This window comes from Nocardiopsis sp. iso_25, from assembly GCF_056173305.1.
This window is the reverse complement of record NZ_CM149667.1, coordinates 3,904,060-3,916,776: the sequence shown is the minus strand read 5'-3', so window position 1 is coordinate 3,916,776 and position 12,717 is coordinate 3,904,060. Positions and strand designations below refer to the sequence as shown.

Genomic DNA, 12,717 nt, shown 5'->3' with positions numbered 1-12,717 from the left:
GCAGGTGCTGGAGCGGCTTGTCCTCACGCAGGACGAGTGCAGTGTCTTCTTCGTTGAGGAGAAGGGGCGGCGCAGCAAGGTCTTCGACTTTGCGAAATTGCAGGTCAGTGTGGGTATCCAGCAGTGGTTGGCTCGGTCGTTCGCACGGGCCACGGGGCCGACTTCGGGAGTCAAGCGGATCAGGGCTGCCGAAAGTCTTTGGGACAGCGTGCGGGTCTTGGCGGGGCATCTCGGGAAAGTGCACCCGCCTGTACACCAGCCGACGCACATCACGGCCGTACACATCAAGGAGAGTTTGCTCGCCGTACCGCCGGGCTCCAAGAAGGTCCACGTTGAACGGCTGCGTGCGATCTTCCGAGCGGACAAGGAGTTGGTGGCCGAGGCTCGAAACGCCATCCTGCACGGGCGGTTGCCCGCGTACGAATCGAAGGTGCAGCCCTACAGCCGCGCCGAGCACCAGAAGCTCATGACCGCGGTCCGTCGTGACATTCGCCTGGCCCGCGATCGTATTCAGGCAGGGCGGGAGCTCCTGGCTGCGTACCGTCGCGGCGATCTGGGCTCGCCCAGCCGTTTCAACCATGTCGAGAAGATCGGTCGAGTGTTGGACACCCTCGACCGGACCGGGGATGTGCCACGACGCGTGACGCCGTCGTCGCCGCGTGGTGGTATCCCCTTCTGGGTGCAGGCATTGGGCGGGGTCCACGATCTCGTTTCCCGGTTGACGCTGACACGTAAGGAGATGGCGGCGTTCTGCTTGATGCTCGTCGATTTGACCGGCGAGAACCGTGGAACGATTGGAGAATGGCCAGCGGCGCACTTCCGGCCAGATGGTGACCTTGGTGGGCCCGCACTGGCCCTTGTGGACGCAGTGAAGCCACGTCGCGGGCCGTCGTTGGAGTTCATGGTGACCCCGCTGGAGGACGTGCCTGCCTCGCTTGTCGACGTGCTGAGGGCGGAGGATGACGACAAGTACCTGTTCCGCTCCGCCTTGCGCGTCTATCAACTCCTGCTGGATCTCACGGAGCTCGCGCGACGCCACAGCGCAGAGACACACGCTTTCTGTTATCCGAAAGTCCGCGCTCGGGGAGGGCTGGCGTGGGGTCACGGCGTCCACCGGAGCGGGATTGATGCTTGGGCTGCGGGACATGGCTTTGGTCCTACGAAGAGAGCCGGTGATCCGGCAAGAAAGGGTGGTTCACCCGGTGAACTCCCTGAGGGTGGTGCGAGGACCGAGCAGGGCGAAGAAGCAGAGCACAAGGGGTTGTCGGTCAACGTACACCGGCTTCGACGTGCGGCGCTGGAGCGCCGGGGAAAACCTGTGGCACACACCAGGGAGACGTACCACGACTACCTGCGGACGAGCCGACCAGCGCTTGAGCGCGGGCGCACCGTCATGCGCCAGACGCTGGAGGAGGAGGTCACCAAGGCGCGAGCAGCACAGGAGATTCCGGTGCTGACGAAGGCGTTCCTCGCGCGTGCCACCAAGGACCCGGAGCGGGCCGCGTCCGATGTCGGCGTGGATACGCAGACCCTCGCCCGGCTGATCTCCGGAGAGCAGGACACGGTGCTGGTGGGCTGCACCGAACCGGACAACAGCCCGATCACCGGGCCCGGGAAACCGTGCGGAGCCTCGTTTCTCGACGACTGCCTGCGGTGTGAGAACGCACGTGCTCTGCCCCGTCATCTGCCGGTCCAGGTCGAAGCTCACAGACGACTCAGGTACCTGCAGCGCGACCTCGATCCGGGCCTGTGGGCCTACCTGCATGCTGAGTCGTTCGCTCGTCTGTCCCACCTACTAGGGCACTACACCTCGGCCGAGCGCGCTGATGCCCGCGACCGCGTCACGGCTGCCGAACGGGCGCTCGTCGACGATCTCGTCAACGGAAGGATGGACCTGCGATGAGCACCGTGTCGACGTCTCGGTCCTCGGCAAGGGCGGACCTTCTACCCTGCCCAGACACCTTGGTCCTGGCCCACCGGCCGCTCCGTGCCTCAACGGACACGGCCGCACTGTCCCGCTTCGGGGAGCCGGTCTGGCACCTGGGTCCGGGGCTGCTCGACGACCAGTTGTGCCCGGTCAGCGAGAACTGGCCGCGGCTGGTACCTGGCCCCTTACGGGAAGGCTTCATGACATGCGCCTGGGTCGCGCTGAACACCAACTGGCCCGCTCAACTACAGCCGAGCCTGATCGATGAACAACCCGAGGTCCTCACGGTCCATAAGTGGATCATGTCGATGTCGGTCTTCGCCCGGTGGCTGGACTCCTGCGGCATCACGCGCCTGTGCGATGTCAGCAGTCAGGACCTAAGCAGTTACAAGAACCACGTACTCGACCTGTCCAACTCCACGCAGGACAAGGGACGCCTGCTGCATGCGGTCCGGATCCTCTGGGGTTACCGGGACGCGCTACCCGAGGAACACCGGCTCCCACGCCGCAGGCCCTGGGGCATGGCCTCAACGGATGACCTGGTCGGCGCCAAGCGCGCTCAGAGCCCGTACAACACAACACCTCGCATCGACCCCGCGACCATGGAAGCCCTGCTGGCATGGGCGCTTCGGATGATCGAGGACTTCGGGCCCGACATACGCGACGCCGCCCAGGAAGTACGACTGCTCTTGGACGGACGGCATCCGGCGACTCTGGCAGCTCGTGAGCGTTTCGGCCATGCCCCCTTGAAGGAGCGTTTCGCGTCCTACCTGGCCCAACTGCAACGCGCGAACCGAGGGCTGCCCGGCACGAGACGCCGCGAGCGCCACGGCGGACAACTTGGAGTAGACCACGAGCATGTCGCCCGCATGGTGGCCTCTAGCGGTCCCCATGTGAAGCCGTATGACGGCCTGTTGCTGTCCATGGCCGAGAACTACGGCCTTGAACTGGAATCCGACGCCTACTTCCTCGGTCCGATCACCGCGACCTTCCAAGGTGCACCCTGGCGCGACCGTCCAATCGGTGTACGTGAGGTCAACTCGTTGGTGCGACACCTGACGGCCGCGTGCTTTGTCGTGATCTGCTACCTCTCCGGCATGCGCAGCGGGGAAGTCCTACAGCTGCGGCGTGGATGCCTGCGCGAGGACGAACACGGTGGGCTCATGCTCGTCGGGCGGCGCAGCAAAGGCTCTGGCCACGATCCCGCACCCGAGCCTGAGAAGACCCAGGAGCGGCCCTGGGCCGTAGTCAGCGCGGTCGTTCCGGCTGTGGAGATGCTGGAATCACTCTCCGACGCCGATCTGCTCTTCCCGCCGAGCCGACAACGCACCACCACAGTCCGCGCACGCAGGAACCAGTCCAAGCCCTGGGGCACGATGAACGACGACATCCGGGAGTTTGTGGACTGGGTGAACACGCAATTCTCCGGCCGAGATGATCCCGCCATCCCGCCGGACCCGGCCAAGGCCATCCACGCGGCGCGCTTTCGCCGCACACTCGCCTACTTCGTGGTGCGGCGCCCAGGCGGACTCGCCGCGGCACAAGCACAATACGGGCATGTGCGCGCGAAGGTCACCCTCGGCTACGCCGGAGACGCCGACACCAGATGGATGGAAAGCCTCGCTGTTGAGGAGCTGGAGATGATCAGCGAGCAGATGGATGAGGACCTGCGGGCCTTGGCCGAAGGCGAATACGTCAGTGGGCCCTCCGCGCAGGAGTACCAGCGCAGAGTCCGCAAGGCCGGGGCCGCGTTCACAGGTCGCGTCGTCAATCAGGCCGGCAACGCCCAACGCCTGCTGGCCGGTAAGCACCCTCACATCCATCACGGGCTGGGCATGACCTGCGTGTGGCGCCCCGAGACCGCGGCCTGTCGACAAGAGCGAGAGGCGGCCGGGCTGGATGTGCGAGGGCCAGATCCACAGCTCTGCCGCACCACATGCACCAACCTCGCCTACACCGACCGCGACATCGAGAACAAGAGAAGAGAGCTCACCCGACACGAGACCGCCGCAGCCGACCCACTGTCACCCAAGCCCCTGAGAGACAGAGAGGCGGCGAAGGCCGCCCAGGCACACGCAGTGATCGCCGCACATGACCAAGGACGGCGCGGCAACAACCGACAGAAGCCAAGGAGGGAGCGGCTCGATGGGGCGCAGACCTCGTGACCGAGACCGGGATGCTGCCGCCATCAAGACAGCGGCCGACCGGCTGCTGGCGGGCACGCCCTTGCGCTCGACCTCGGGGAAACTGACTGCCACCGAGCTGATCGTTGAGTCGGGGCTGCGTCGTGACGTGGTCTATCCACGCCACCAGGATCTGGTCGACGAGTTCCGGCTGAAGGTCCAGGCCCAAGGCAAAGTGCCCACCGTTGCCCAAGAACTCGCCGAACGGTATGCGGCTGCGGTCGAGGAGCTGGAAGATGTGAAGCAGCAGCTCGCAACGGAACGGCAGACGAACGCGTTCCTTCGCCGGATCACTGTGGAACTGTCGGTCGAGGTGGAGAACCTACGCCGCGACCACGAGGATTCCCTCGATTCCACGGTGGTACAGATGCCCCGGCGGCGCGGTCCCAGACGCCGAGCTTCCACGATGGGTCCGGGGGAACCTCAGCAGAGTCCTGATAGCTAGGGAAGAGGCCAGGGCATCGTGGTGATACTGGTGGGCCGTTGAGGGCACAGGCCCACGTGTGCCCGGCCGCTGTCGGCGACCGGGACGAGAGCCCCTCACCCCTGACCTGAAGGTTCAGGGAGCCTCCTGCGCAGCGAGTTCCGTGATGAGCTCCTCGATGCGCTTCTTGATCTCGTCGCGGATGGGGCGGACGGCAGCCACGCCTTGACCGGCGGGGTCAGGTAGCTCCCAGTCGAGGTAGCGCTTGCCGGGGAAGATGGGGCAGGTGTCGCCGCAGCCCATGGTGACGCACACGTCGGAGGCCTCGACGGCGTCGACGGTGAGGAGCTTGGGGTGCTGGTCGGTGATGTCGATGCCGACCTCGGCCATGGCCTCGACCACGGCGGGGTTGAGGGTATCGGCGGGCGCGGACCCGGCGGAGCGCACCTCGATGCGCCCTTTGGACAGGTGGGACAGCCAGGCGGCGGCCATCTGGGAGCGGCCCGCGTTGTGCACGCACACGAACAGCACGGACGGCTTGGCGGAGTTGGTCATGGTGGTGCTCTCTACTTCGTTTCGGGAACGGCGGGCATGGCCAGCAGGGTCAGGAGTTCGGTGATGTGGGTGTCGATCACGTCGCGGACGCGGCGCCACCCGGCCAGATCGGATGCGTGCGGGTCGGCCACGGGCCAGTCCAGGTAGTGCCGCCCCGGCACGACGGGACAGGCATCGCCGCATCCCAGAGTGACGACGATGTCGGCGGCTCCGACGACCTCTGTGGTGAGCGGCTTGGGGTAGGCGTCGCCGAGATCGGCTCCCACTTCGGTCAGGACCTCGGCCAGGCGGGGGTCCAGTTCTGCGGCTGGGGTGGTGCCTGCGGAGGAGATGGTGATCGGTCCGGCGAAGCGGTGGGCGAGCAGGGCAGCGGCCAACTGGGAGCGGCCGGAGTTGTGGCCGCACACGAACAGCACGCGGGCGGGTCGCATGCCGATCGGTTCTCGGGATGAGGCCAGGGCGTCCAGGCGTTCAGCGGTCAGGCGTTCGGCCAGGACGTTGAGGTGGGCGGTGATCCGGGCGGTGGCGGCCAGGCGCTGGTGGGAGTCGTCGATGAGGGCTTGCACGGTCTCGATGGAAAAGCGGCCTTCGTGGCGTGCGGCCAGGCGTGCGGCGCCTACTTCGGTGCGCTCATGCAGGAGGGGATGGGGATCAGGTCTGGTCATGCCGGTTCCCTGGAGAGATGGGCTGTGGGGCCACGCATCAGTTGCGGATGATGAGATATTATCAGCACATGCTGATATCAGTCGATGCTGAGTTGATGAGGGTGTTGGCGGACCCTCTGCGGATGCGGATCGTGACCCTGCTCGCCCGGGAGACCCTGTGTACGACGCACCTGGTCGAGGAGACCGGGGCGCGCCAGACCAACCTGTCCAACCACCTGCGGATCCTGCGCGAGGCGGGGGTGGTGGAGACCGAGCCCTGCGGCCGGTTCACCTACTACCGGCTGCGCCCCCAAGCCCTGGAAGCTTTGTCCGAGGGGTTGGCCGACCTGGCCGCCACGGCCCGCTGCACCGGTGCGGCCGAGAACAGGAGGCCCTGCTGATGGCCTCGACCGACAAGACGACCAGCGGCACGGAGGATGGTTCCCTCGTCGCGAAACTCTCGTTCCTGGACCGGTTCCTGGCGGTGTGGATCCTGCTCGCCATGGCCGTCGGGCTCGGCCTGGGGCGCCTGGTGCCCGGCCTGAACGAGGTCCTGGCCGCGATGGAGGTCGGCGGGATCTCCCTGCCCATCGCGCTCGGCCTGCTGGTCATGATGTACCCGGTGCTGGCCAAGGTCCGCTACGACCGGCTGGACACCGTCACCCGCGACACCCGCCTGCTGGTCTCCTCCCTGGTGATCAACTGGCTCATCGGCCCCGCGGTGATGTTCGCGCTGGCCTGGGTCTTCCTGGCCGACCTGCCCGAGTACCGCACCGGCCTGATCATCGTCGGCCTGGCGCGCTGCATCGCGATGGTCATCATCTGGAACGACCTGGCCTGCGGTAACCGCGAGGCCGCCGCCGTGCTGGTCGCGCTGAACTCGGTCTTCCAGGTACTGGTCTTCGGCCTGCTGGGCTGGTTCTACCTGGACCTGCTGCCCGGCTGGCTGGGCCTGGACACCAACGGGCTCGACGTCTCCGCGTGGACCATCGCCTTGAACGTCGTGGTCTTCCTCGGCATCCCGCTCGTGGCGGGATTCCTCACCCGCCGCATCGGTGAGAGGAAGCTGGGCCGCGAGCGCTACGAGACCTCCTTCCTGCCCCGGATCGGCCCCTGGGCGCTGTACGGGCTGCTGTTCACCATCGTGCTGCTCTTCGCCCTCCAGGGAGAGAAGATCACCAACCAACCCCTGGACGTGGTGCGCATCGCCCTGCCGCTGCTGGCCTACTTCGCCCTCATGTGGTTCGGCACCTTCGCCTTCGGCAAGGCCATCGGCATGACCTACGACCGCACCACCACGCTGGCCTTCACGGCGGCGGGCAACAACTTCGAACTGGCCATCGCGGTCGCGATCGCCACGTTCGGGGTGACCTCGGGCCAAGCCCTGGCCGGGGTCGTAGGTCCGCTGATCGAGGTGCCCGTGCTCATCGCCTTGGTCTATGTGTCCCTGGCCTGGCGCAAGCGCTTCGTGCCCGCACGCCGGTAGACAAAGCCATCTTGGAGAGCGGAGGCCACGGTTGTGCGCGGCCTCTGCTCCCACCCCTGGGACACCGCTCCTCAGAGGCTGCGGGTTCTCGGCGACTCCCATGGGTGCAGCGCGCATCGCCAAAGCCACCCACGAGCTTGTGGAGGAACAGGGGCTTGCGCTGCGATGAGTGGGGTGTGGATTCAGTGCCACTGGAGGGCGCGCGCACCGCGCGCGGTGGCCCGGTAGACACCAGGCACACCGGTGGGCTCGGCGTAGTCCAGGGACTCCAGCACCCACAGCAGCCGCGCGATGAGGTGGGCGCGGGCCGTGAGCGGAGTGCTGTGCCGCCACATGTCGGCGATGTCCTGGGCCGAGGCTGGTCCGTCGTCGCACAGGGTCCGCAGCGCCCGGCGCCTGGCGGCGCTGAGGTGGCGCAGGGAGGCCGCCTTCTCCTCGTCCGCGTTATCGGCCTCGAACATGGTGGCCTCTACCTGGCGCATGGTGGTCTTCTCTTCCTGGTGTGAGCTCGTTGGGGCGGTCCTCTTGCACCTGCGCACGCCTGCGTCAACGGTGTGCGCGGGCCAGAAGTCGTCGCACGACGTGTCGGGCGTCGCGCCCGACCCCGCGCAGGGTGGCCGAGGAGAAGCTGCGCTGGAACTCCAGTCCCACGTATCCCAGCCCTGGCACGGTGGTCGATATTCCGCCCCGGTGCAGCGGGCGTCCCTGGGTGTTGAGCGCTCCGGTCGAGGAGAGGTAACCCAGTGCGGGCTGGTACCCGGTGGCCAGCAGGACGGTGTCCACCTCCTCCACCGTGCCGTCCGCCCACACTGTCTTTCCGCCCTCCAACCGGGTGAACATCTCGCGGCGGTCGGGGTTGCCCGTGGCGAAGGCCGCACGGTAGCGGCCGTCGTCGTTGACCAGTGTCGGACCCTTCTCCCACACGCCGCGCAGCGGGGCGGCGTCCAGACCGCTGCGGGTGAACCACCAGTGGATGTCCCGGCCCAGGGGCCGCTGGTTCGCCCAAGCCACCGGGGAGCGGGTGGCCAAGCTGACCCGGGCGACCCCTGCCAGTTCCGCGGCGATCTGGACCCCGGAGTTGCCGCCGCCGACCACCACGACGCGCTGGCCGGTGAAGGGCTCGGGGGAACGGTACTCGGCTGCGTGCAGGACGGTCCCGGTGAACTCCTCCAACCCCGGTAGCCGGGGCCGGTGGGGCTGGGTGAAGCCGCCGGTGGCCGAGACCACCACCGCCGAACGCACCCGGGACCCGTCAGCGGTGGTGATGAGGAACCCGTGACCGTCGCGCTCGACCCGTTCCACCCGTTGGCCGTAGCGCAGGTCGGCGTCCAGGCGTGAGGCGTAGCCGCGCAGGTAGTCCACCACCTCGTCCCGGTGCGGATAGCGCTCGGCGTGCCCGGGCAGCGCGTGTCCGGGTAGGGAGGAGAAGCGGGCGGGGGAGAACAGGGTCAGGCTGTCGTAGTAGTGCGGCCACGAGCCGCCCGGCCCTTCCGCTGCCTCCAAGACGAGAGGGCGCAGGCCGCGCCGGTTGGCGGCCCAGGCGCTGGCCAGACCCGCCTGACCAGCGCCGATGACGGTGAGGGGAACGTCGTCCATAACAAAGGCTCTTTCGTTCTTGCGAGGACGCAACCCTCGCAGGGGGAGAGATTCAGGAAGAGGCGGAAATCCGCTCGGTGCGGGTGGCCAGGGCGGCCAGCGCACCGAGAGCCGCCAAGACTCCCAGCCCCGCGAACGCCGCCGGATAGCCGCCCAGGGGCCCGGCCAGCGCCGTACCCGCCCAGGGCGCGACCGCGATGGCCAGCATGAGCGGGGTGTGCATGAGACCGTTGAGGGTGGCGTACTGCGTCGTTCCCCACCGGTCGGAGACCGCGGTGGCCTGGAGGAGGGTGAGGATGCCCCGTGCCATGCCCGCCAGCACCGCGATGGCCAGGACCAGCCCCAAGGGTCCCGGTACCAGTGCCAGGAGGAGGGTGGTCACCGCGCAGGCACCCAGCACGGCCACGGCGCGCGTCACCGGGCTGGTCCACCGTTCCAGGGGCGCGTAGACCAGACGGCCGAGCACCTGTCCCACACCACCGACCCCCAGGGCCCAGGCCGCCTCCGTTGTGCCAAAACCCTGTTCCTCCAGGAGGGGGACGATGTTGACCACGACCGCGTAGACGGTGAAGGACCCCAGGGCCAGAGCTGTCGTCAGAGCCCAGAACGCCCGACTACGCACCACGGCACGTGCGCTGTGGCCTGGGCCGCTCTGGTGCCTGGCACTGCCGGAGACCCAACCCTGTGGCAGGGCGAAGGCGTGCAGGGGCACCACCACGACCAGGAGCACGGCCGCGAGCACCAGGTAGGCGCCCCGCCACCCCCAGACTCCTTCCAGGAGCGCGGTAAGGGGAGCGAAGATGGTACTGGCCAGACCGGCGGCCAGGGTCAGCGCGGTCAGAGCCCGCACCTTGCGCTCTCTGTACCAGTGGGTCAGGGCGGCGAAGGCCGGAGGGTAGAACAGCCCGGCCATCGCCGCTCCTGCCACCAGCCAGGCGGCGGCGAAGACCCACAGGTTCGGGGCCAGGGCGATGACCGCCACGGCGGGAGCCGAGAGCAAGGCCGCCACCGTCATCGCCGGGCGCGGGCCCCGGGCCTGGACCCAGCGCCCCACCGGGACACCCGCCAGCCCCGCGATGACCTGGGAGACGGAGAACAGCGCGGTCACCGTGGTCAGGGACCACCCGGTGTCGGTGGTGATGCTCGAAGCCAACACGGGGAAGGCGTAGAACAGCACCCCGTAGCTGGTGGTGACGGTGACGCACAGGGCTACCAGGCCCCGGCGCGCCCCGCCCACGACGGGCGCGGACGCGCCGGAGACCTGAGCGGACGCAGACGTCACGAGACCCGGTCCGGCTCACCCAGCTCGACCCGCTGCGATGACGCGTCGGAGCAGCAGCCGCTCTCCACGGACGCAGCCGCCTCTTCGGAAGGCACGGTGCGGCTCTCGCCAAGGGCGATGACCGACGCCTCGGAAACGGCCAGGCCACCGCAGCAACCACCCTGCTCGGCTGCGGGCTCCCCTGCGGCCTCGGGGACGGGTCCACAACCGCCGCTCACGGCTGCCGCGTCCGGCTCCTCGGACAGACCTCCGCCGCTACAGATCCCCGTCTCGGGCAGGAGCAGCTCCACCCGGGCGGCGGCCTCGCGGTCCCCGGCCAGGTGGGCGGCGATGCTGCGCACCTGCTCGAAACCGGTCAAGGCCAGGAAGGTCGGGGCCCGCCCGTAGGACTTCATCCCCGCGAGGAAGAACCCCTCCTCCGGGTGGGAGAGCTCGGCGGCACCGTGCGGGTACACCGTCCCGCAGGAGTGCACATTGGGGTCGATGAGCGGGGCGAGCTCCACCGGGGCCTGGAGGGCGGAGTCCAAGCCGAGACGGATCTCGGACAGGAAGGACAGGTCGGGACGGAACCCGGTCAGGGCCACCACCTCGTCCACAGGTTCCAGTGCGCGCCCGTCCTCGCTGACGAGCACGAGACAGTCGTCCGCTGATCGCACCTCGGCGGTACGGAACCCGGTCACCACCTCGATGTCTCCGGCCTTCACCGCGGCCTCGGCGCGCTGTCCGAGTGCGCCGCGTGCGGCCAACTGGTCGGCGGCCCCGCCGCCGAAGGCGTCGCCGACCTGAGTACGGCGCAGCACCCACACCGCCTTGGTGCCCGGGCTCTCCTGGGCCAGTGAGGCCAGGGCCACCAGGGCGGTCAGCGCCGAGTGTCCGCTTCCGATCACGGCCGTGGTGCGGCCCGCGTGGCGCGCGCGGACGACGGGGTCGGCCAGGTCAGGGACGCGGTAGGAAATCCGTTCGGTCAGGGTCTCTTCGCCCAGCGCGGGCAGCCCGTCGCCGCCCACCGGGTTGGGCGAGTCCCAGGTGCCCGAGGCGTCCACGACCGCGCGAGCCAGAATCCTTTCCTCGCCGCCGCGTGTGCGTAGGCGCACGGTGAAGGGCTGCTCTGCGCGGTCGGCGTCCACGACCCGGTCCCGGCCCAGGCGGCTCACCCCGGTTACCTCGGCGCCGAAGCGCACACGGTCGCCCAGGACCTCGGCCAGGGGAGCGAGGTAGGCGTCGATCCACTCGCGGCCGGTTGGGTAGCCCGCGTCGTCCGGGCGCTGCCAGCCGGTGGCGGTGAGCAGCTTCTCCGCGGCCGGGGCGACCAGGTCGCGCCACATCGAGAACAGGCGCACATGGCCCCACTCGGACACGGCGGCACCGGCGGAGTCCCCCTTCTCCAGGACCAGGACCGGCAGGTCGCGCGCGACCAGCTCCGCGGCTGCCGCCAACCCTGCGGGTCCGGCTCCGATCACCACGACGGGACGCTCATCGGCCATGACACACCTCTTTCATCGACTGGTGTCTATGAAATGGGACTCTATCGATGCTCACCGATGGACGCAACCATAGATTGTGGTCGATAATGTGAGGCATGACCGTGACGCAGCCCGAGCACACCACTTCCGCACTACCCCAGCCCGACGCCGAGACCTACGCCGCCTGGTTCGCCTGCCTGGCCGAACCCATGCGCGTTCAGCTCCTGCACGCCATCGCCACCACCCCCGGCTCGGTCAGCGTGGGACAGCTCGCCGAGATGGTGGAGGTCCGCCAGCCCACGGTCTCCCACCACCTGCGCAAGCTCGCCGATGTTGGGTTCGTGACCCTCACCAAGGTGGGGACCTCCACCCGGGTCGCGGTCAACCCGGCCTGCTGCACGGGCCTGCCGCACGCCGCCGACGCGGTGATGGGGATGCTCAACGCGCGGCCGTGCTGTCCAACCGACCTGCCCGCCGACGTCGCTACCCGCGCCATGGCCGAAGCCGACCTGGTCGAAGTGCACCGCATTTACGTCGAGGGCATCGCCACTGGCGACGCCACCTTTGAGACCGAGGCGCCCGCCGTCGAGGACCTGAAGAACAAGTGGATCCCGGGGCACCGGTGGGTCGCCGAACTCGACGGGGCCGTGGTGGGCTGGGCCGCCGCCTCGCCGGTCTCCGACCGGGCGGTGTACGCGGGGGTGGCCGAGACCTCGGTCTACGTCGCCGAGAACGCGCGCGGCCGGGGTGTGGGCAAGGCGTTGCTATACCGGCAGGTCACCGAGGCGGACGCCGCTGGACTGTGGACCCTGCAGACCTCGATCTTCCCCGAGAACCGCGCCAGCCTGGCCCTGCACCACCAGGCGGGCTACCGCACCGTGGGCCTGCGTGAACACATCGCCCGCCACCACGGAGTCTGGCGCGACACCGTCCTTCTGGAGAGGAAGCCTCCGGAAGACATCCAAGTCGAGTCGTGTGAGAAGGGCGGCACAGTGAAAGTACGCACCGTGAACCAGTGAGGTCTCTCAGGAGTACGGACCGCTCTGTCGATGGCTCCTGCTAGATCCCCAGGGTGGCCAAGCAGGTGATGCTGATTGCGCTCCAGGGCCGTGCGGTAGTGCCCAGTGTCGTTGAGGCCGCGAAGTCGACACTTTCAA

12 protein-coding genes are annotated in these 12,717 nt (G+C 68.5%); 6 read left to right on the top strand and 6 right to left on the bottom strand.

Features of this window, described 5'->3' with window-relative positions; genetic code table 11:
- Window positions 1–4: 4 nt before the first annotated feature.
- The 3 genes from AC0VX6_RS16980 (at window position 5) to AC0VX6_RS16970 (ending at window position 4,555) form a co-directional block, all read left to right on the top strand.
- Entirely contained in the window at window positions 5–1,903 is a 1,899-nt protein-coding gene (locus AC0VX6_RS16980; protein ID WP_475465139.1) for a hypothetical protein, read from the top strand.
- Window positions 1,904–2,127: 224 nt separating this feature from the next.
- Window positions 2,128–4,092, top strand: coding sequence for a site-specific integrase (locus AC0VX6_RS16975; protein ID WP_475465138.1), 1,965 nt, complete (start codon window positions 2,128–2,130; stop codon window positions 4,090–4,092).
- The gene (locus tag AC0VX6_RS16970; protein ID WP_475465137.1) at window positions 4,073–4,555 is read left to right on the top strand and encodes a hypothetical protein; all 483 of its coding nucleotides are present in this window, start codon (window positions 4,073–4,075) and stop codon (window positions 4,553–4,555) included. Before AC0VX6_RS16975 ends, AC0VX6_RS16970 begins: the two co-directional genes overlap by 20 nt.
- Before the next feature lie 114 nt (window positions 4,556–4,669).
- On the opposite strand, the gene AC0VX6_RS16965 is transcribed toward AC0VX6_RS16970, so the two are convergent.
- Together AC0VX6_RS16965 and AC0VX6_RS16960 are read right to left on the bottom strand one after the other, a co-directional pair.
- The gene (locus AC0VX6_RS16965; RefSeq protein WP_475465136.1) at window positions 4,670–5,089 is read right to left on the bottom strand and encodes an arsenate reductase ArsC; all 420 of its coding nucleotides are present in this window, start codon (window positions 5,087–5,089) and stop codon (window positions 4,670–4,672) included.
- 11 nt (window positions 5,090–5,100) lie between these two features.
- On the bottom strand, window positions 5,101–5,754 hold the full coding sequence (locus AC0VX6_RS16960) for an arsenate-mycothiol transferase ArsC (RefSeq protein WP_475465134.1): 654 nt from the start codon (window positions 5,752–5,754) through the stop codon (window positions 5,101–5,103).
- Between the two features lie 95 nt (window positions 5,755–5,849).
- On the opposite strand from AC0VX6_RS16960, the gene AC0VX6_RS16955 reads away from it, so the two are divergent.
- Window positions 5,850–6,134, top strand: coding sequence for an ArsR/SmtB family transcription factor (locus tag AC0VX6_RS16955; protein ID WP_274978170.1), 285 nt, complete (start codon window positions 5,850–5,852; stop codon window positions 6,132–6,134).
- The gene (gene arsB / locus AC0VX6_RS16950) at window positions 6,134–7,219 is read left to right on the top strand and encodes an ACR3 family arsenite efflux transporter (protein WP_475465133.1); all 1,086 of its coding nucleotides are present in this window, start codon (window positions 6,134–6,136) and stop codon (window positions 7,217–7,219) included. The genes AC0VX6_RS16955 and arsB overlap by 1 nt, the downstream gene beginning before the upstream one ends.
- Window positions 7,220–7,401: 182 nt before the next feature.
- Here the strand turns inward: arsB and AC0VX6_RS16945 are convergent, their stop codons facing one another.
- The 4 genes from AC0VX6_RS16945 to AC0VX6_RS16930 form a co-directional block, all read right to left on the bottom strand.
- Entirely contained in the window at window positions 7,402–7,701 is a 300-nt protein-coding gene (locus AC0VX6_RS16945) for a hypothetical protein (protein ID WP_475465131.1), read from the bottom strand.
- 64 nt (window positions 7,702–7,765) lie between these two features.
- Entirely contained in the window at window positions 7,766–8,815 is a 1,050-nt protein-coding gene (locus tag AC0VX6_RS16940; RefSeq protein WP_475465129.1) for a flavin-containing monooxygenase, read from the bottom strand.
- A 52-nt stretch (window positions 8,816–8,867) separates the two neighbouring features.
- The gene (locus AC0VX6_RS16935) at window positions 8,868–10,097 is read right to left on the bottom strand and encodes an MFS transporter (protein WP_475465128.1); all 1,230 of its coding nucleotides are present in this window, start codon (window positions 10,095–10,097) and stop codon (window positions 8,868–8,870) included.
- Window positions 10,094–11,581 carry an NAD(P)-binding domain-containing protein gene (locus AC0VX6_RS16930; protein ID WP_475465126.1) on the bottom strand — a complete coding sequence of 496 codons (1,488 nt, stop codon included), beginning with the start codon at window positions 11,579–11,581 and terminating at the stop codon, window positions 10,094–10,096. Before AC0VX6_RS16930 ends, AC0VX6_RS16935 begins: the two co-directional genes overlap by 4 nt.
- A gap of 95 nt (window positions 11,582–11,676) precedes the next feature.
- Between AC0VX6_RS16930 and AC0VX6_RS16925 the strand changes: the two genes are divergently transcribed.
- Complete coding sequence (locus AC0VX6_RS16925; protein ID WP_475465125.1) at window positions 11,677–12,579, top strand: helix-turn-helix domain-containing GNAT family N-acetyltransferase; 903 nt, start codon at window positions 11,677–11,679, stop codon at window positions 12,577–12,579.
- Window positions 12,580–12,717: the final 138 nt, after the last annotated feature.

Excerpts from the sequence above, each read along its gene's own strand:
- AC0VX6_RS16925 (WP_475465125.1), top strand. The coding sequence starts at position 11,677 with ATGACCGTGACGCAGCCCGAGCACACCACTTCCGCACTACCCCAGCCC.
- AC0VX6_RS16965 (WP_475465136.1), bottom strand. The coding sequence starts at position 5,089 with ATGACCAACTCCGCCAAGCCGTCCGTGCTGTTCGTGTGCGTGCACAAC.
- AC0VX6_RS16970 (WP_475465137.1), top strand. The coding sequence starts at position 4,073 with ATGGGGCGCAGACCTCGTGACCGAGACCGGGATGCTGCCGCCATCAAG.
- AC0VX6_RS16940 (WP_475465129.1), bottom strand. The coding sequence starts at position 8,815 with ATGGACGACGTTCCCCTCACCGTCATCGGCGCTGGTCAGGCGGGTCTG.
- arsB (WP_475465133.1), top strand. The coding sequence starts at position 6,134 with ATGGCCTCGACCGACAAGACGACCAGCGGCACGGAGGATGGTTCCCTC.
- AC0VX6_RS16960 (WP_475465134.1), bottom strand. The coding sequence starts at position 5,754 with ATGACCAGACCTGATCCCCATCCCCTCCTGCATGAGCGCACCGAAGTA.
- AC0VX6_RS16955 (WP_274978170.1), top strand. The coding sequence starts at position 5,850 with ATGAGGGTGTTGGCGGACCCTCTGCGGATGCGGATCGTGACCCTGCTC.
- AC0VX6_RS16945 (WP_475465131.1), bottom strand. The coding sequence starts at position 7,701 with ATGCGCCAGGTAGAGGCCACCATGTTCGAGGCCGATAACGCGGACGAG.
- AC0VX6_RS16930 (WP_475465126.1), bottom strand. The coding sequence starts at position 11,581 with ATGGCCGATGAGCGTCCCGTCGTGGTGATCGGAGCCGGACCCGCAGGG.
- AC0VX6_RS16975 (WP_475465138.1), top strand. The coding sequence starts at position 2,128 with ATGACATGCGCCTGGGTCGCGCTGAACACCAACTGGCCCGCTCAACTA.